The sequence below is a fragment of the Desulfofarcimen acetoxidans DSM 771 genome, assembly GCF_000024205.1.
Lineage (GTDB): Bacteria > Bacillota > Desulfotomaculia > Desulfotomaculales > Desulfofarciminaceae > Desulfofarcimen > Desulfofarcimen acetoxidans.
Map to the genome: position 1 here is coordinate 4,313,181 of NC_013216.1, position 19,468 is coordinate 4,332,648.

15 protein-coding genes are annotated in these 19,468 nt (G+C 42.4%); 2 read left to right on the top strand and 13 right to left on the bottom strand.

The window, feature by feature from the left end; genetic code table 11:
• Positions 1-34: 34 nt before the first annotated feature.
• The 13 genes from DTOX_RS19975 to DTOX_RS20040 form a co-directional block, all read right to left on the bottom strand.
• Positions 35-976: a glycosyltransferase family 2 protein gene (locus DTOX_RS19975; protein ID WP_015759480.1), complete on the bottom strand. Its 942-nt coding sequence runs from the start codon at positions 974-976 to the stop codon at positions 35-37.
• Positions 973-2,010, bottom strand: a complete 1,038-nt coding sequence (locus DTOX_RS19980) for a glycosyltransferase family 2 protein (protein WP_015759481.1) — start codon at positions 2,008-2,010, stop codon at positions 973-975. Before DTOX_RS19980 ends, DTOX_RS19975 begins: the two co-directional genes overlap by 4 nt.
• 72 nt (positions 2,011-2,082) lie before the next feature.
• Positions 2,083-3,603 carry an undecaprenyl-phosphate galactose phosphotransferase WbaP gene (wbaP, locus tag DTOX_RS19985; RefSeq protein WP_015759482.1) on the bottom strand — a complete coding sequence of 507 codons (1,521 nt, stop codon included), beginning with the start codon at positions 3,601-3,603 and terminating at the stop codon, positions 2,083-2,085.
• 182 nt (positions 3,604-3,785) lie between these two features.
• The gene (locus DTOX_RS19990; protein ID WP_015759483.1) at positions 3,786-6,185 is read right to left on the bottom strand and encodes an O-antigen ligase family protein; all 2,400 of its coding nucleotides are present in this window, start codon (positions 6,183-6,185) and stop codon (positions 3,786-3,788) included.
• Between the two features lie 297 nt (positions 6,186-6,482).
• A complete protein-coding gene (locus tag DTOX_RS21790) occupies positions 6,483-7,514 on the bottom strand; it encodes an S-layer homology domain-containing protein (protein ID WP_015759484.1) in 1,032 nt (343 codons plus the stop codon).
• A gap of 200 nt (positions 7,515-7,714) precedes the next feature.
• Positions 7,715-8,800 (bottom strand): S-layer homology domain-containing protein, encoded by a 1,086-nt coding sequence (locus DTOX_RS20005; protein ID WP_242652638.1) that lies wholly within the window; start codon positions 8,798-8,800, stop codon positions 7,715-7,717.
• Between the two features lie 159 nt (positions 8,801-8,959).
• Entirely contained in the window at positions 8,960-9,508 is a 549-nt protein-coding gene (locus tag DTOX_RS20010; RefSeq protein WP_015759486.1) for a Uma2 family endonuclease, read from the bottom strand.
• A gap of 150 nt (positions 9,509-9,658) precedes the next feature.
• Complete coding sequence (locus DTOX_RS20015) at positions 9,659-10,315, bottom strand: HlyD family secretion protein (RefSeq protein ID WP_015759487.1); 657 nt, start codon at positions 10,313-10,315, stop codon at positions 9,659-9,661.
• Between the two features lie 21 nt (positions 10,316-10,336).
• Positions 10,337-11,530, bottom strand: a complete 1,194-nt coding sequence (locus DTOX_RS20020) for an efflux RND transporter periplasmic adaptor subunit (RefSeq protein WP_015759488.1) — start codon at positions 11,528-11,530, stop codon at positions 10,337-10,339.
• A 12-nt stretch (positions 11,531-11,542) separates the two neighbouring features.
• Positions 11,543-11,998, bottom strand: coding sequence for a MarR family winged helix-turn-helix transcriptional regulator (locus DTOX_RS20025; protein WP_015759489.1), 456 nt, complete (start codon positions 11,996-11,998; stop codon positions 11,543-11,545).
• A 175-nt stretch (positions 11,999-12,173) separates the two neighbouring features.
• Positions 12,174-13,274 carry a TolC family protein gene (locus DTOX_RS20030; protein WP_015759490.1) on the bottom strand — a complete coding sequence of 367 codons (1,101 nt, stop codon included), beginning with the start codon at positions 13,272-13,274 and terminating at the stop codon, positions 12,174-12,176.
• A 108-nt stretch (positions 13,275-13,382) separates the two neighbouring features.
• Positions 13,383-14,483, bottom strand: a complete 1,101-nt coding sequence (locus DTOX_RS20035) for a copper amine oxidase N-terminal domain-containing protein (protein WP_015759491.1) — start codon at positions 14,481-14,483, stop codon at positions 13,383-13,385.
• A 147-nt stretch (positions 14,484-14,630) separates the two neighbouring features.
• A complete protein-coding gene (locus tag DTOX_RS20040) occupies positions 14,631-16,976 on the bottom strand; it encodes a copper amine oxidase N-terminal domain-containing protein (protein WP_015759492.1) in 2,346 nt (781 codons plus the stop codon).
• A 734-nt stretch (positions 16,977-17,710) separates the two neighbouring features.
• Here DTOX_RS20040 and DTOX_RS20045 point away from each other — a divergent pair.
• Together DTOX_RS20045 and DTOX_RS20050 are read left to right on the top strand one after the other, a co-directional pair.
• A complete protein-coding gene (locus DTOX_RS20045; RefSeq protein WP_015759493.1) occupies positions 17,711-18,322 on the top strand; it encodes a sigma-70 family RNA polymerase sigma factor in 612 nt (203 codons plus the stop codon).
• Between the two features lie 6 nt (positions 18,323-18,328).
• Positions 18,329-19,429 (top strand): zf-HC2 domain-containing protein, encoded by a 1,101-nt coding sequence (locus DTOX_RS20050; RefSeq protein WP_015759494.1) that lies wholly within the window; start codon positions 18,329-18,331, stop codon positions 19,427-19,429.
• Positions 19,430-19,468 lie beyond the last annotated feature (39 nt).

Genomic DNA, 19,468 nt, shown 5'->3' on the forward strand with positions numbered 1-19,468 from the left:
ATTATCAAACAGTAATGTCTCATGGATTTGATTATTAACACTTATTCCTCAACTGCCTGTCCCAATAATTTTTATTTAGGCCCAGATACTTCTTCAAGCCCATTGGAATACAGTTATTTTTCTCACCGAGCTTATATCCTGCATACTTAAAAATAGCTTCCAAAGAGGCCTGAAAAATAGCTAAAAATCTATTATTCTCTCTAAGAAACTTAAATTGTTCTATCAAAAAATCATATCCCTTAGCCTCTGCCCTTCCTACATTTTTAATAATTGGCTCGTGCTCAAGAGAAGCTGCTATATCAAAATATCTTTTAAATAAATTTATATAACTGTAATTATGTGAATGCAAGACCAAAGCATCCGCAGCATAAACAACTTTATAACCGGCCATAATGGCTTTAGCGGCAAACAGCATATCCTCATTTGACACAACCGGGTTAGGAAACCCACCCAGTTTATTAAATTCGAGTCTGCGATAAGCAGCACAAACATTGCTGTTTTGAAAAGTTTTAATGCCCATCGCGTTTATGTCTTTTTTATCTTTTGTCAAGCTTTGTTGAGGGTAGTTATACAATCTGAGAAATTGATCTGTTATTTTGGTCCCGGGCTTGGGTATCTGTCTGCCATATGAAACTATCGTTTCTGGATTTGCCAGGGGCAACAGCAAATTTTCAATTGTATGGTTATTATAAGGAACAGCATCCTGGGTCATAAAAACCAATATGTCGCCAATAGCCTTTTTAGCAGCAAAATTTCTCGTACCTCCATGATCAAAATCATGCTTTGGTATTTGAAGTACCTTAGCCCCCAATTGAAGAGCTTTTTGAACTGTATCGTCTGTCGATTGTGAATCTATTACAATTACTTCATCTATTTCAGTTGTCTGCACTTTTATTTGGTTAAGCAGTTTCGACAAATCATTTGCCCCATTGAGTGTCGGTATTATTACTGATATTCTGAGTTTAATTAATTTCACCCCCTGGGAAGATTAAGAAAATATCTCAGTTCTTTATACTTGCTCTTCCATAGGGATATTATAAACTTATTTGATAAAAAGGGCGTGAGCTGTTGAAATACCAGTTTTCCATGTTTGTTTATCTTCTTTTGCATTTCACTTCGCGCAGTGATAATATTTTTTAAATTTCTAACAATATACCATTTAGCTTTTAAATAGTCTTTAAGCCTGTGGTGAATTATTCCCAGATAAATAAGAGAAGCCAGATCGCTTATTACTTTCTCCGGAATCGTAAGAAATAAAAAATGACCGGGCATATTCTTTAGCCAAACCATATCCGAATTTTTGACTGAATGATATACGGCCAAAGGTGTTTTATAGCCTATTGAGGAGCTAACTTTATGCTCTACCATAGCATTATGAACATACATGCATTTCCACCCGGCAAGCCTGGCCCGAAAACACAAATCGGTATCCTCATGCAGCAGAAAAAAGCTATTATCAAAAAATCCTATCTCCTCAATCATTTTCCGCCTGTACAAAACAGCTCCTCCACAAGCGGCGAAAACCTCCCTGGTTTCCTGATAAAATTTTGCCGGTTGATCATTCCCTATTTTAAAACCCTTGCCTGCCCTGGTACAGCCGTCACCGGCGGTATCTATCAGTTGAGTTCCCCACTTCAGCATTAGGGAAGCGCAAATACCACATTCATCATCACGTTCCATAACTGTTAAAAGGTTGCCCAGCCATTCTTTATCCGCTCTAGTATCCGGGTTAAGCAGCGCTATATATTTTCCTTTCGCAATAGAATAGCCAAGATGAACCCCACCTGTAAAACCTAAATTTTGTTGGGACTCAACTAGCCTAGCCCAACTAAAACCGGTTTTTATCAGGTTAACAGTGTTATCATTTGAGGCATTATCCACTACGATAGTTTCAAAACAAGTATAATTTTGCTTATTGACTGAAAGCAAACAATCTGCAATAAATTTTTCTGCGTTATACGTTACAATTATTAAGCTAACATTTGGATTTATGATATCTTTTCTTAACATACATCACCCGCTACTTTATTTAGAACTGTTGCCGGTTATAATTACTGATTCTAAATTATTAAAATCCTGTTATTAATAAGCCCCATCGCGCTTCAAAACCACTTTAAGCGTTTTCAAAAGCATAACAATATCCAGCCACAATGACCAGTTTCTAACATACCAAACATCAAGCTTAAGTCTTCCCTCAAATTCAATTTCATTGCGACCGCTTACCTGCCAAAGCCCCGTTATACCGGGTTTTGCCACATGTATATCGAAAACCCAGTTACCCATTTGCTTTTTCTCTCTCATTAAATATGGCCTGGGACCCACCAAGCTCATGTTGCCAAATACAACATTTATTAGCTGAGGCAATTCGTCCAGACTAAATCTTCTTAAGACTGCGCCAACTCTGGTAACGCGAGGATCATTATCTTTAATTTTATTGTATTTCAACCACTCCTGCCTTGCCTGAGGGTTCTTCCTCAGGTGCTTCTTTAATAAGCTCTCACCCTCTAAATACATAGTTCGAAATTTATAACAGGTAAAACATTCACTCCCCTGCCCCATACGTTCGTGAGCAAAGAATACCGGTCCTCTGGAATCAATTTTTATGGCAATGGCTATCATACAGAGTAAGGGAATACATAATAACAAAAGTATTGAACCGGTCAAGACGTCAAAAAGTCTCTTTATGCTTCTGTTAAGTGTTGACTTAAGCCTGTTTTTTACATTTAGCAGCAGGGCCTGCTCCTCAAAAAAATACTCTACTTCTATGCCGTTCATAGATAAACCGAACAGGTCCGGTACAACCATCACATTGTTCACCAAAGGCTGCAGGCTATTAGTCAGCTCAACCAATTTCTTAGACGGCATACCGGGTGCAGCGACAATTACTTCCTGTACCCTGGTTTGCGAAATAATCTTCTCCGCTTGCACAAATGTTCCCAGTACGGGCATGACCTTCTTAGATTTTGCATTATAAATACCTGTAAGATTAGGGTTGTCATCCAACAAACCTATAATCTCATAGCCCATAGTCTTTTCTCTGCTTAAAGCGCTTGCTATCAATTCCGCGGTTTTTCCCGCACCGATAACCAGCACAGGTTTACTCCAGACACCGGCCTTAACCAGCAGCAGTTTTCCCGTATAGCGAAGCAGCGGGATAGACACTGCCGTCATAAACCAGGTCATCATCACCAGAGTTCTGGACATTTCACCGCTCAGCTTGGCCAGGTAGAGCAAGGCTATGGAGAATATTACGGCAAGTGTACAAGCCTTTAATATTTTCTCTACTTCTTTCCAGTATGGCAATCTTTTCTGGTACAGCTCTTCATAAATCATGCAGGCAACCAAAATAAAAGGCTGCCACCATAAGTTTTGCAGGGAACTGGACAGCAATCCCGAGTGAAAAAATCCCGGCAGCAAAACCGGTAAAACATATGTCCTGATCAGATAGGCAATTCCCAGGCTAAAAGCAATAGCCAGCATATCCAAAATTATTAAAAGTGGTACAGCCAGAAGACTGCGCGAAAATATGACAGTCTCATCCAAACTTGAGCAAGTCCTGTTTTTCATATCCATAAGTACCTTTACTGCCGGATCGCCGGACAAACTAACACCCCCGCCAGGAAAAACTGACTGATATACAAATAGCGGCTATATCTCGAATCAAAAGTGAAAATAAATAAGTATTAGCCAGAGCAAACTATTCTCATATAAGCTCCGGCATTAACCACCTAAATATCCAATCGAATTAATTGCCGCAGTAAATACTGCTTATCAGTAATCATATTCTACTTAAGGCTTATTGAGGACAGCCCTGAAAACTGCTCCCGAATTTTCTCATTGTCTTTTTCCCCAACCCGCAAGAATTCCTGAGCTTTTTCCGGGTAACCAAGCTTTTCCGCTACCAGTGCCTGCCAGAGCAGAACTTCTGATTTTAGATTTTCATCAGTGGCAGCAAAATTCAGGTTTTCCTCTGCTTCTTTATACTGGCCCAAAAAGTAGCGCGCTGCTCCCGTTTTTGAGGCCATATTTGTGGTAAGAGCCAACATCGGCCCATCTTTCCACATCTTCTTCTGGTAATCGGTTAATCTGTCTACTCTGTTTTGAATTTCCATTGAAATATCAATAACTTTCTTAAAGCGTTCAGCCGCCGCCTCTTTGTTCTGATTAGATATTTCGTTATACCCCAATGTATAATACAATTCAACAAGGTTATCGTACATCTCTATCCTATACGGAGCCAGTTCGACAGCTTTTTCCGCAAATTCAGCGGCCTTCTCCTTATCACCCAAACCATAATATAAACGGGAAATGTTTACATACTTGGTGGGGTCATATTTGCTTAGCTCCAATACTTTCTTCGCTTCGGCAATAGCCTGGTCTTTTAAGCCGCTGCTGCTGTATATCTGCGCCAAAGCATAATTATTGGCCGGATTGAAGGGATTAGATTCAACCGCTTGCTGCAAATACATGACTCCGTTAGTCGCATCCTTTGCCGAAAATCTTTCATTCGCAGACTTAGCGTATTTATCCGACAATATCAAACTGCTGTCAGCAGCAAAAATAATAACAGCCATAATCACCGCTATATACAGGCAACCGGCGGAACCGGCTTTATTGTCAATCGGATTTCTTTCAACAGTTTGCGGGGACAATCTCCACATCCCAACCAGTATCCCCAAAAAGGTACTCAATACCATGGTCAAAGCAGAGAGTGAAAGATTGAAATCCATCGCAGCATGACCGGCTATAAACAACACCGCCGCAGCAAGGGTAAATACAACCTGAAGCTTAGTCTTATTTTCTTTATGCTCACAATATAAATTATAAACCAATATAATGAAGCTGCCAACAATTCCAAGCAAGGTTAAAATACCCATAATGCCTGTCTCCACAGCTACTTGTACATAATAGCAATGTACCTGGGTGGAATTATAAAGATACTCCTGGAATGAGCGATAAGCCTCTTCCCAGCCACCCCCACCCCAACCCAGCAAAGGCCGCTCTTTTATCATCTTCACAGCATCGTCAACAAAGTACATTCTCTCCAGCGCGTTTCGCAAATAGCTAAAGGATAAAACCCTGTTCTCAACATTACTATAGTGGGCCAAAAACAACCCGCCTGCGACTGCAAGCAAAGCAATCAAAGCAAAAAAATATTTCTGATTCTTTTCATCGGCAAGACCTAATTGTCCTATTTGCCTGTCATACAAAATAAATAGCAACTGCCCGGCCACTGCCAAAATTACACCTGTCGCCACCCAAAGTACAGCGGAAATCATTTGATGAGCCACCATACAGCTTAAAAACTTTTCCGCGGCGATATATGCAGGTACAGACATTAACAACATGTATACTGCTGCAGCTACCCTATCCTTGCCTAAAACCACCAAATAAAGCAGCAATACAGCGGCAAAAAATAATATACCGCCTCGTGACTTGGCTGCCCAAAAAACTGTTAAAATCAAAAAATTTATTTTGGTATAAAATATTAACTGCGGATTTAAACGCACAAACCAGCCGGGTAAAAATGCGAGTTTACTCGACAATACCGGCTCATCACGGGTTGACCTGGTTTTGTTCCAAAAGTATAAACCCAGGAACAAGGCCGCACCGAGATAACTGGCAAAAGCATTGTGGTATTGAAAAGATGAACTTATCCATACCTTAGGCGCCAGAGCTATGCCATCTTGAATATCAATAAGTCCTATCCCCGCCGCCAAACCTGCCAGTGCCGTACCCAGAGCGGCAAAATATATAGCATGCAGGATTAGGCTTCTGTCTCTTTCATTTTGTATAGACTGAACCACAGTCCAATAAACCAGGAAGTATAATAAATTTTTAACTATTTCATTAATTGACAGGTTGTAATTTACAGCATTGAATGTCGCAATTATATATACTACCGGAAGCGCCAGCAAAAAGTAATCCATCGGATGATAAAATATTTTTGTTTCTTTCCTGATTAACTTCCCTATGCAAACCACAAGAAAAATTAACAGCGCCAGGAGCAATGCCGTTTTTTGTTCTGTCGCAAAAAATAGGCCTCGGGAAAAAGGCGAAAAAAACAGCAGCATAGATAAACCTGCAAGAATAACCATGCCCGTTAATGATGCGCCATTCTCTTTATTTTGTACGTTTGCACCGGTTTCCTTTTGGAATTTCCTTTTCTCTGACTTTTTAGCCATTTCGTTTCTCCTTAAAATATTATCAAAGAGTAAATATTATACCTTTATTTACCACTATGAGATAACACTCTTATTTATTTTAAATTTCTACAGAAATTATTCTTCTCCTTTATTTTTCTCTTAATTTTGCGTAAAGAATTGCTGGTCTTGTTGGTATAAGTTTTGCAGGCCACAAAACATGGACTATCCATACTTATTTTAACAACTAAAAATAGCCGGTGGTTTTGTATTAACCCCAGGCTATCTTTAATCAATAACTTATTCACGGATTCATCATAAAAAATACCTTTAGTTACCTCAATGCACCGGTTCTCCGTGTGTAAGCACCCATTTGCCGTCCCTTTTAATGAAGTACTGGCTGCCCTTATAATCCAATTCATCGTATAATTTGTTGCCGGCTTTATCATAATTCTGCACTCTGCCGGATATCTCAATTATTGCGGTTGTCCGGTGCATTTCTACAGGTTTTGCGGAATAAGAAAGCTTATCCTCCGCCCAGCCGTAATTAGGCTTTAACTTTTGGTACTCCACTTCAGCCAAAGCCAGCCACTTTAAATTCAAGCTGGATTCATATTCCTCCGCAGGGGTATAATTGGGGGTTTTTGTCTTTGCCTGTACCCAGGCCTTTCTGGCAATTTGTTCTTGCTCATAAGCTTTTTGGGCAATATTACTCAAGTCAGTTTCATTTGGCAGCGGTTTGCTGTTCAAAGCCTCTGCCAGGCGTACCAGCATCAAAGCAGCATGTACTCTTTGAGCATTATCCTTGGGTTTAAAAGAACCGTCACTATAACCGCTGATTATACCTGCTTTTGCCGCAGTTAATATATCACTGTCAACTGTATCGGTAAAGCTGATACTATTTATCTTAATATCAGCCTTGTACTTGCCGGCAGCCCTACCCGTCCACTGCCCCATTTCACCCCTGGTAATCGGAGATGACCAGTCACCGGTTTTTCCTTTTAGAATGCCTTCAGCCACCAGGGCATCTAATCTGTTAGCGTACCAAGTGCTGCCCCCATCTTTGCCGGTATCAAGAACCCTGGCCAGGGCAACAGCAAACTCTGCTCTGGTTATGTTATCCGTCAGTTTCAAAGTTTGATCCGGGTAACCGGTATATAATTCAAATTTTATTGCCTTTGCCACATTTTCTTTATCCTGCGCATTGTCTTCCAGCCAGGCAGGATAACCGGACGGCAAGACCTGATTGCTCTTACCCTGGCACCAGTCATTAAAATAAAGCGGGTTTACTGCATGAGCCGGAGTAGTGACTGTCATTAAAACCAAAGCCACTGCCGCGTATATGCTTAACTTGTATAGATACCTCCACATGAAAGTTTGACACACCCCCGATTTTAATTGTTAAGCTGCTTAATTAATTTTACATGGATTAGCTTTTTTTAACAACCTATTTTTTTTAGGAAATATAATACAAAAACCCGGGAACCTCCTCAGAGCCCCGGGCTTCTTTGATATGTCTCTCAACAAACATGTTTTTTGGGGTTCCTATTTTCTCATAACTGTTTAACTTGTTATTCAGTATTTGCGGATATCAAGTCAATAGCGTAGATTACCCATTTGTTATCGATTTTAGTTAAATAAACTTTCTCGCTTATACCCGACTTTATATTCGCAGAATCATCATCCGGAGATATACTCACACTTACACTGTAATTGACCACTGCCAGTCGATCGCTTTTGCTGGCTACCGAGGCTGCACCAAAGGGATGCCTTATGGTCACAGAAGAACCTTCCCAGGGAATCGACTCCCATATGCCGGCACCGCCGTTTCTTAAGCCAAGTTCTGCTTCACCGGTTGTCATCGCCAGTAAATCCTTGTCACCTTTGTTCCTATTATACATATCCTTCAATTGGTCATGAAAATCTTTTACCGTGTCAACTATATCACTGTCCGGATCGGCCCTGGATATGTCTTTCTCTAAAAACCTGGACAATATAGCCATTACCTCTACTCTTTTTGCCGTACCATTAGGAACAAAGGTACCGGCAGTTCGTCCTGAGACAATTCCCAGCTTGTTGGCTGCTAAAACATTTTTATAATACCAGTCATTCTCATGCACATCTTTAAAGGGATTGGTTACCTCACTTTCTTGCTCGGAATTTAACGCTCTGGAGACCATGGCTACTATTTCTGCTCGCGTCACATTTTCCTGTGGCTTAAAATAAGGTTTGCCGGTAAGGCCGCTTTCACCCTGCACTATCTTTTTCTCATAGAGCGCCCCTACCGAACCCCTGGCCCATTCGGGAATGCTCTTGGAGTCTTCAAACGGCAGTTCACCGGTTTTATCCGGCAACCCGATGCTGCGGGCCAGCAGAGAAGCAAACTCTGCCCTGCTAATAAGTTTTTCCGGTTTGGCGTAAAAAGAGTTGTTCTCACTGTAACCCTGCAGTATACCCAGGCGAATCATTTTCTGCATATCCGCGGCCCCCCAAGGGTGGTTCGCCACATCAGCAAACTGGCTGGTGAAGGCCTTGGCCGGTACCGCTTCCGCTGCTGTTAAAAAGCTGTCCTGCTGCACCATTCCTCCAAAAGTAAGAATTGCTGCCGCGCTTATTGCCGCAGCGGTCTTATTCACATATTGCTTGATATAACGCATGTTCAGCAACTGAGCCCCCTTTGCAAAAGAACTGTCTTAAATAGTAATTCAATACAACGCGGGACTCCTCCTTTTGGTAACTTTTACGAGTCGGGACTAGTTATCGAACGTTACTTTTATGTTTTAAGTGACAAAACCTGTTAAGGAACCAAAAATAATTTAAACCTCAAATATCTTTGTTACAGGAAGTTCAAAACCGGGCAATAAATCCGAAACTAGGACATCCTCTGAGTCGAAAACACCACCCCAGCGCCAGCCCATATCGTTTAAATAAAAAATCTCTACCAGGCTGGCCTCAGGATCAACCAACCAGTATTCCTTTACGCCATACCGGCAATACAATGCGCTTTTTTTCTTTTTGTCATTGACTCTGGTGGAGGGGGATAATACTTCTATTACTAAATCAGGCGCACCCAGCACATTTCGTTCACCGATAATATTTGTTCTATCCTGAGAAATGAACACTATATCCGGCGCCACTACGTTATTACCCATAATTACATCCACTTCCTGATAAAACTCCCCAGTATGATTCTGCTTAATATAAAGCCCTAATTCAAAAATAATATTAAAAACTATTTTCTGGTGTCTTGGGACAGGTCTCGGAACCACTAGCAAATCCCCCTCTATTAGCTCATACCGCTCATCATTAGGCAAATTCATATAATCATCTACATTAAATTTCCGCTCAGGCATTAGAATAGACATAAAAACACCCCACCTTTTCCATGTAAAGAAATTATATCAGAAGGCAATTCTCATAAATTATCTCTACATGCTATTGATGAGGTAATTATAACATAAATCCATTTTATTACAAGACATTCAATGTATACTCCATCTTTTATAAGGCCAAGCCTACTGCAAATGCACCCTCACTATCGTATTCATCCCCGGCAGCAGATGCTGTCCTTTGAAATCATCGATCTTAATCTTTATCGGTATGCGCTGAACCACTTTTGTAAAGCTGCCGCTGGTATTCTGTGTCGGCAGCAATGAAAAGGTAGCAGCTGTAGCTTCTCCCAGAGTAGTTACTTCTCCTGTAAACCTGTGACCGGGTATGCTGTCAATTGTAAAGTCAACTGCCTGACCAACTTTTAGCTTGTACATGTCGGTTTCTTCCATATTAGCCTCAACATACAAATCATTAAGATCAGCCATCATGGCTATAGACTGCCCGGCTGCTCCCACTTCACCCACATGGGCCAGTTTCTTAAGAATCATGCCGCCAATTGGTGCTCTGACCAGCGTCAAATCAAGATTAAGATCCTCTGAGAGAGTTGTATCATCCTGCCTGGCCAATACCTGTCCCTTTTGAACAATATCTCCCTCCTCAAAATTCAGTTCCAGGAATTTTCCCGCCACCTGAGGGCTGACTTTATATAAAGTACCGGTCACCCTGGCATCCTCGGTAATTACATAGTGATTGCTCTGATACCAGTAGTAAAGAGCTACCCCGGCCAGACTTACAATCATCAGAATGGTGACCAGGATAAATATCATCTTCTTCTTCACAATACCACCTCTTAACGGCCCTTATTTAGATTTGTTTTGAAGCACAATCTTCATACCGTCCTGCAAAGAGTCAACTCCGCTTGCGACAATAACCTCGCCTTCGTTTAAACCTGAGATAACAGCAATGTTCTTACCGTCCGAACGGCCGGTTTTGATTTCTTTGCGCTGCAGCTTTTGTCCATCGGTTGTGAATACAAAGCTGCCTTTATCGGTATTCAATACAGCCTCACGTGGTACCAGGAGAAAACTTTCTTTATTTCCTTCCAACTTAACCTCGGCAAACATACCCGGCTTTAACTTGTGCTCCGGGTTGTCAATCTGTATTTTGATAGGGTAGGCTTTTGTCGCAGTGTCAGCTGCATAGGAAATGTTGGTTATCTCTCCCTGAAAAGGCTTGTCTGAAACAGCCTGCAATAAAACAGGGATTTTTTGACCAACTTTTATTTTATTAACAATATTCTCACTAATGTTGGTCACCACTACCACTTTATTCAGGTTCACAATACTTACTAGCGGTTTATCTGTAGGAGTTTTTTCACCGATGTTGACGTTTTTAGCAGTGATCACACCACTGATAGGAGCGGTAATGATCATGTTGGAGTAATTGGCCCGGGCCTGAGCCAGAGCCGCCTCACTTACCTTGATCGTATTAGGAATAGTGCCGTTTTCTATGGTGTCAAGGTTCTGTTTGGCCAAATTATACGCGCTCTCCGCCAGTTCATAGGCTTTTTGCGTCTGTTCAAATGACTGCTGGGACACAGCTTTCTGCTCATAAAGCGCTTTTGCCCGGTTATAATCTGCCTCGGCATTTTTTAAGGTGGTTTCCGTTGTAGCAAGATTTGACTGTGCCTGGTTTTTCATTGTTATCAAATCAGATTGTCTGGCCTTTTCCAAATTGGCCTCGGCCTGCTGCACCGCGGCCAGCAGCTCAGGAGCATCAAGGGCTGCCAATAAATCTCCCGCGTGAACCTCACTGCCTATATCTACCGGGATTTTATTTACCTTGCCGGCCACTTTAGGCACTACATCGGCTGAGGCAAGCGCCTCCAGCTTGCCGCTGACAGTTGTGGAATCATCCAACTGACCTCTGACTGCTTTAGCGGTATTCACAGAGACAGCGGAATTTTTATTCGCCGTACTCTTGGTGGACTGGCAACCCGTTAAAATAAAAAGTCCGACTGCCAGGCATGCTATTATCACAACTAACTTCCTCAAATTATTCACTCCTTACTTATCCCCGGCATCCTCAGCCTGCATTATTTTTAATAGCTTCTCATAAATGTCCAGGAGCTTCTCAATATCCTCTTCCGGCAACTGTCTCAGATACCTTTGAACCACCTGCCTTCTGGCACTAAGGCAAGTCCCCAGGATATCATTGCCCTTTGGCGTTAACTCCAACCAAACCAAGCGGCGGTCATTATCATCTCTCTGGCGGTTCACATAATCGAATTTACACAGCTTATCCACCAGAGACGTAACAGCACTTAATGAAACACATAAATCTTCCGCCACTTCTGAAACTGTAGAGCGACCCCGTTCATGTATTTTTTTCATAACAAAAACCTGGCTGCCTGTAATACCTTTCACAAGATTTTTTCCTAATTCATTATGTAGCCTGCGAATGATGCTCTGAAAAACATCCTCCCACCTCTTCATGTATATTTCTAATTTATCTCCCGCCATCACTTTTCCTCCACCATAAATATATAATTAATAGATTAAATGATTTACATTATTAAGTATAATGCTGCCTTTCCTCCCGTGTCAAGGATTGACTTAGAAAAAACACTAACTAATAAAAGAGAGTGTTAATAACACCCTCTTTTATTTAGATAATATTAATTATTTTAATATATTATTAGCTTCCGGAGCTATAAGCCCAGGGCTTTTTAAAGGCCATAACCTGGATTTCATGCTGACAGCTGATATTTAACAAGCTCTGTTTAGCCTGAGCCAAACCCAATTCAGCTTCCAATAATTCCGTATTGGTAGCCATACCTACCTCAAATTTCACTTTCGCCACCCGCTGTGATTCTTCCGCCAGCCGGAGTGATTCCTGAGATCCGGCATACTGCTCTTCCAACTGCTTAGCGGAATAATACAATGTGCGCACCAGTTTACTTACACTGTCTTTAGTATCAGTTGCAGCTACCTCGGCTTTCTCCACATCTATTTGCTTGACTTTGTAGGGTTCGGAATTAGAATCAGTAAAGTCATATAATTGTTTAGTCAACTTAGCTAAATCAATTTTTCTTTGAGCAGACCAGACCGTTGGGCTGACATCAAGAGCTTTAGCTACTTCATAATCCAAATTGGCAACCTCCAGAGGAGTTATCTCAGGAATGGTTACAAGTACCGGACGGTCATCGGGCCAGAGTCCCACCAGTTGGTTAAATTTCTGGTAATCATCATCCAATGCTTTTTTTGCCGCTTCCAGCGAGGATTTTGCCGACTCATAGTTGGTTGTTGCCTGAACAACGGCCATAATATCCACTGTACCTACCTTTTGACCAACCAGAGCCATGCGCTTGAGCCAATCCTTTTGTTTAAGAGTAAGCTCGGCTACCTTAACTTTTTCCTGCGCCTGCAAAATAGTGTCATAAGCATTGTAAACAGACATTACCACGCTGTCTTGTTGAACCATAAGGTTTTTCTTAGCCATGCTGGCGTTGATTCCCGCCTGAACATCACTTATAACTAAACTTTCCGCTTTAGAATTGGGTGCCGGACCGGTGGCGTTATATTCGACTTTGTCCGATACATAATCGCGCACTTCTTCGCTGCGGTCGGCATCATACTGAGAACTTTTCAGACCTTTATTCAGAAACATTGCTTTTTCCACAGCCTGCTGCATTGTAAATTCAGGCGTGGCAGGTTCTCTTTCCGCGGCCTGGACAGGGATTATCGCCATCATTAGGGTCAGTAAAACCAGAACCGGTATCAAGGTGAATCTACGCATTAATCAACCCCCTCAAAAACATCACAATTAGTTAAGTAGCTTAACTGTCTACTATCATAAGTATAATTTCCCTGTCCTGGTTTGTCAACAATATAATCATGACTTTTATTAATCCTGTTTCTGTAAATAATCTGCATTTTGCTTTGTTTTTATAGTTATTTCTTTGCCGGACTCATCCCACTGCACGTCTGCGCCCAATGCCTCCGCCAGAACCCGCAGCGAGACCATGGCTCGACCTGGTGTCACTATTTCGGGAACTGCATCAACAGTTACCGGATTGTCATTAATATATATCTTAGTACTCCCTATGATCATTTTAACAACCTGTTCTTCCTTGCTTATTACAACACTCCGCTCTTCCTCATTCCATTTAATATTTGCGTCATTAATACCCAGCGCTTGCGCCGCATACTTGACAGGCAAGTATACACGGCTGCCCTTTATGTAAGGTACGGCATCCATGGATATCTTAGACCCGTTAAGAGTAAATGAATCCTGACCGACAACAAAGATTGATTTCATGGATTCATCATTCGGGGGTTGAACAGACTTTTCCTCATCATTTTGCTGAGATTGTGAAATCTTTTTTACATCACTGCCTGACTTATTTTCGGAAACAGTTCCGCCGACAAACCCAGAGGAGGAGGGTGAGTCAAACTTCAAAGGTATTTGACCGGAAAAGCCGCTGGGTACAAAGATACGCTTATAATAAATGTAGAAGCTGCAATCCTGGCCCGGAGTAGGTGTCCCTATTACCTGCATCCTTACTTCTTCATCATTGATTCTGGTAAAAGCCAGTACTTTGGTGGTACCTTGATACAACCCATTGCTATCCCCTGAGTAGGATGCAGGCACCTCAACATAGTTAGCAGTCCCATAACGCACATAATAGGCCGCGCTCACAACACTTGCGTTCCATTCGGAAGTAGTTTGCGCGGCTGCCTGTGCACTGTTTTTACCCGCACCTATAGCTGCTGTAGTCCAAATAAAATTATCCGGCAAAATAAAATTGACAATATCCCCTTGTTCCAGTTGGTTGGCTGTGAAATGGGCAAATATAACCCCCAGTTCTCTTACTCCGTTATCAGCCACATTCGGTGATTTTAAGGAAGTATAGGGACTGGCGGCCAGGACAGGTGATGATAAAAGCATCACTGCAACCAGCATGATTGCTAATATGAGCGGAATTGATTTTTTACTTGCTAGCATTTCTATCCCTCCATAAAATTACACATTCTTTGGCAAGATGTAATATTACGATTAATTGTATAATTCAAACATATAAGGTAATATATTAAATAGTTAATAAAAACCGGGCTCATGTGAGCCCGGTTTTTATATTTTTTCAACAGCTAATTACAGAGTTTTTACGGTTACAGTTTGGGTAGCTGCATCCCACTCTACGCTAGCGCCAAGAGCTTGAGCAACCCAACGCAACGGCAGCATGGTGCGGCCCGGGTCTACGATTTCAGGAGCAGTGTCCATAGTGAACGCTACACCGTTTACAAGCATGGTGGTGCTTCCGATGGTCAGTTTAACCACGCGGTCACCCTTGATGATTACAACACTCTGGTCAACAGCATTGTACATAATGTTAGCATCGTCTACACCCAGAGCATTAGCTACAAAACGAACAGGCAGGAAGGTGCGGTCGTCTTTCAGGTAAGGAGCAACGTCCATAGTCTTCTCTACACCATTCATTGTGAAGGTGGTCTGGCCGATTACAAAGGCTGCATCTGCTTTATAATTGCTATCGCCAGGAGTTACGCACTTGGCATTAACGGTCTTAGCAGCAGTGGTGGTTTTCGGGAAGATTTGCTTGTCGGATGAATCAACATCGAAAGCATGGATTGAGTCAACATATACAGCACCACCGGTGATGGTACCATAGTAATCTTCAACTTCAGACTTATCGTTAACTTCTGCTACTGCATCACCCTTAATCTTGAAGACTACGTCTCCTTCAGGAACAGTGCGGTCAACGATTAACCTAATACCGGTAACTTCTATCTTACTTGCTGTGCTGCTGTCGCTATCAATGGTGATAGATACTTGGTTGTCATCTTCTTCGCCGTCTTTCTGAGTCTTCACGCTGCCAGAGGCGATTTTCAGGTCACCTTCAACAACTTCTACGTCAGGAGTGCTTGCGAAACGAACACCCTGCGGCAGATCAAGAATTAAATAGTTGTTATCTTTGATTGCACCAGCTTCATTTTCAGTGATGGTTACATCACCGGCATCTGCCACAGCACCGATTTTCACTTCCGGAGCAGCAGAAGCTTCAACTGTTATAGGAGCAACAATCTTAGCTACGGTCAGTTCGCCTGTCAAACCGGCGGTACCGGCCACAGTTACTGTCAGGTCACCGGTGTAGCCCGGCTCAAGAACAACTTCCATATCTTCCAGTGTCAATTCTGCAGCATCGCTGGAAGGTCCGTTAAACTTAAACTTGGCGGTTTTGCCGTCAGTACCGGGGAAAGATTCGGGTTTAACGTCTAAACTGCTGTCGTTGTCAGAGTCTAATTTACCCCATTTAGCATTGTCAGGCAGTTCCAAGGTCAGGGTACGACCGTCAGAAATACTTTTTGCAACTGATTCTTTAATCACGATATCACCGATTTTTTGTTCGAGCATACCGGCAATAACGGTAGGAGCTTCAGTGCATTCAATGCTGGTTTCATAGTCGCCATATTTTCCAACTACCAGTTCGGAAGGTGTAACATCGGTATCGCCATTAATCTTCATAGTAACGTCACCGGTTTTGGCGTCAGTCTCATCATCTACGCTAATATCAATGGTAATTTCTACGCTGGTTGCCTTGGTGGTAGCATAACCCTTCGGCAGGTTGATTACAAACTCATCATCATTAATACCTTCATAATTTGCAAGTATTTCGGTTTTAAGACCAGCATCACCCCAAATAGTTTCGACTGTAGGGGTACCGGACCATACAAAACCGTTAGGAAGCTTAAATTTCAAGGAATCATTTCCATCTTCTAAAGAACCTTCGCGGTCTTCAGTAATACGCAGCTTGATTTCATCGCTATCGCTGAAGGAATCAGTACTGCTGACACTAACAGTTACAGCACCGTCACTAACAGTACCAACGGCTACGCTGCCATCTGAGAAACCGGAACCTGGCGGAGAATCAATTATTACAGGGATTTCACCGGTATGTCCGCTGGCTACAAATGCGGTTTTTACATAGAGATAAATCCAGCAATCTTGACCGGAAACAGGTGTACCAACAACTTCCATTTTTACTTCTTTGTCGCTTACAGGGGATAATTTAAGCATTTGAGTTCCGTCATACAAACCGTTGTTGTCGCCGGAATAAACTGCAGGTACTTCAATATAGTTTGCAGTACCATATTTATCGGAACTTGCTGTGTGGTTAAATGCCCATGTTGCTTGATAAGCTGCCTTAGCAGTTGTCTCGTTAGATCCTACTCCCGCTGTGGTCCAGATAAAATCGGACGGCAAACGGAAAGTAACTGAGTCACCATTTTCTAACTGACCTGCAGTGAAGTGCATAAATACTGTACCTAATTCTCTTACAGCGTTATCATCCACAGTGGGAGCTTTTAAGGATGAATAATCATCTGCTGCTGCCGCCGGAGAAGCTAAAGGCATCAACATGGTTACCATCATAGCCAATGTCAGCAGAACAGACATAAATTTTCTACTTTTCTTGTTCCTCACTTATTTCCCTCCTAAATAGATTTAATAATTTTGCTTAGGGGCTTTCTTAGGCACCGGTCACTTTACCCCATTAATACAACCGGCTTTAATACTCGCATCACCTCCTAATAAACTTTACTCTACAGCAATCGTGTCAGATGAACAGCCACTTTTGCCGTTTCTTTAATAACTAGCCCATACGGTGGTGCAATCGGGCCAAATAACATATTCTACATCGGCATTCAAATTCCTGCCGTGTAAAATATTCGCCCTTTTTTGCTACCTGATTAGTTAGACAGCCCTAACTCTTTAAAAGTTCCGTCAATCTTAAAATTTTTTTCGTTTTAATAATTTTCTGTCTGAAAACATTGCATTTGACACGATAGCTCTATACATTTATAATTGCGTGGAGGCTTTTTATCTACATATAGATTGCATGCTTTATGCAAAAGTTCTTCTAACAAATAAACAGTCTTACAGACATATGGCAGATTGCTTGATTCGTACAAGTTTTAGCCGCACACAACTAACCAAGATAGATATATTGCTAATAGTATACAACTAACTATAACCCGAATATGTGCTATAATAGAAGCTACATAATTATAATATGCCAATCAATTATTTAACACAAAACCTTCCTTAATTTTTCAAACATTTTTTTGCAGAGCCTCCCTTGGCTGGAACTTTAGCCGGCCTACCTGTGTCTAATTAGGTAAAACGGGGAGTTTCTGCTTTGTTAGGAGTGGCTTTCCGTGACCGATACCAGGATTCTGGTAAAAAAAGCTCAAAGAAACGATTTGGCTGCTTTTGAAGAACTGGTGCACATTTACCAGAACAAGGTTTTTGCTCTGTGCGTCAATCTGGCCGGAAATCGTGATGATGCCCAGGATTTAGCTCAGGAAGCCTTTATCAGGGCCTACAAAGCTCTGGCGAGCTTTCGCAGCGAAGCTAATTTTGGAACATGGCTGCACCGCATTGCCGTCAATGTTTGGCTGAATCACAAGCGCAAAAAAAGCTCTCATCAGCTTTTGTCTCTGGATGAACACTACCAGAGTGAGGACGGTGATTCTCTAAAGCGCGAGGTAGCTGCGGGGGACGGAGATCCGTTGCAGCTGCTGGAGGAAAAAGAGTTCAGCAGTATGGTTTACAGTGCGTTGAGAACATTGTCGGAGGAACACCGGGCTGTCCTGGTACTGCGCGAAATTGAAGGCTACAGTTATGAGGAAGTGGCACAAATGTTGGGTTGCAGTCTTGGTACTGTTAAGTCAAGACTCAGTCGGGCCCGTGAAGCAATGAGGCGGAGTTTAAAGAATATGGCGAGTGACACCGTAGTAAAAACAACTGCAAGTGCAGGGAGAAGGTGATGATTTATGGACTGCCAAAAAACAATGAATTTATTATCACTCTACGTAGACGGCAGTCTCGACAATAAACCAGACGACCGTGCTATAAAAGATCACCTGTCGGCTTGCAAAGCCTGCAGCAGCGAGTTTGCTTTGCAAAAAAGGCTTTCCACCGCTATGAATAGTTTTAAGAGTGAGGATATAACAGCACCGCCTGATTTATGCGCCAATATCATGGGGCAACTAAAACAGGAGCGCAAAAAAGTTTTCCACCTGCTTCCTGCCGCCTGGCGCAGAACAATTGCCGCGGTTGCCGCAATACTGCTTATGGCAGGCATGTCCTCAGGGATTACAAGCAGCTTGCTGCCGGTAGCCAACAATGATAAGCCGAATGCGGCGCGGCCCTCACAAGTTGCCTCAACTGATAACGGCGCTGCGGCAGAAGTTAAACCTGAGACGCATGATCCAAACCGGTCCAAAGATGCCGAGCAACAGCCGGACAGTAACGCAAATGAATCAAAAGTTGATGTTTCATCTAAAGAAACCACGTCAGGCAACGATGTCAAAAAGAACGGCACGGCTATGACAAACACGGAAAGCAACACCGGAGAGGTTCCGTCAGGCACAACCAAGAAGCCTACAGAAGTTGGTCAAAGTTCCCCTTCTGTTAAAGCAACACCTTCATATGCAGAGAAAACCGCATTTCTCAGTAAAAATATGGTGATAACCAGTACCGTCTTAAAAATCTCGGTAAATGACTTGTCCGAAGCCAAGATAAAAGCAGTAGCCTTGGCCGCCGGCGCAGGAGCCTCAAACCAGCTGTTTCCCGAGGAAGGCGGCTTGCTCATGAGATTGGCTACTCCGGCTGAGCAGGCACAACAGCTCATCAACGGGCTGTCCGGATTAGGCACGACGATGGACAGACAAGATGAAAACAGGGACATAACTTCTTCTTACAACAAAGCTTCTGTACAATATGCCGAACTGCAAGCCAGAATAAGTGCATCGACTGATACAGAAGAGCGCAGGCAATTAGAAAACCAGGCGGCAGGTTTTAAGAGGACTATGGATTCATATGAAGCTGATGCCGGTAAGAGGGTAATAGTTTTATGGATAGAAAAAAAATAGAATATAAAATAACTAATACCCCGGCATCTGCCGGGGTAT

Bases quoted from the DNA above. Each gene is read 5' to 3' on its own strand.
- DTOX_RS19990 (WP_015759483.1), bottom strand. From the start codon at position 6,185: ATGGCTAAAAAGTCAGAGAAAAGGAAATTCCAAAAGGAAACCGGTGCA.
- DTOX_RS20005 (WP_242652638.1), bottom strand. From the start codon at position 8,800: ATGCGTTATATCAAGCAATATGTGAATAAGACCGCTGCGGCAATAAGC.
- DTOX_RS19980 (WP_015759481.1), bottom strand. From the start codon at position 2,010: ATGTTAAGAAAAGATATCATAAATCCAAATGTTAGCTTAATAATTGTA.
- DTOX_RS20030 (WP_015759490.1), bottom strand. From the start codon at position 13,274: ATGCGTAGATTCACCTTGATACCGGTTCTGGTTTTACTGACCCTAATG.
- DTOX_RS20010 (WP_015759486.1), bottom strand. From the start codon at position 9,508: ATGTCTATTCTAATGCCTGAGCGGAAATTTAATGTAGATGATTATATG.
- DTOX_RS20035 (WP_015759491.1), bottom strand. From the start codon at position 14,483: ATGCTAGCAAGTAAAAAATCAATTCCGCTCATATTAGCAATCATGCTG.
- DTOX_RS20025 (WP_015759489.1), bottom strand. From the start codon at position 11,998: ATGGCGGGAGATAAATTAGAAATATACATGAAGAGGTGGGAGGATGTT.
- DTOX_RS21790 (WP_015759484.1), bottom strand. From the start codon at position 7,514: ATGTGGAGGTATCTATACAAGTTAAGCATATACGCGGCAGTGGCTTTG.
- DTOX_RS20050 (WP_015759494.1), top strand. From the start codon at position 18,329: ATGGACTGCCAAAAAACAATGAATTTATTATCACTCTACGTAGACGGC.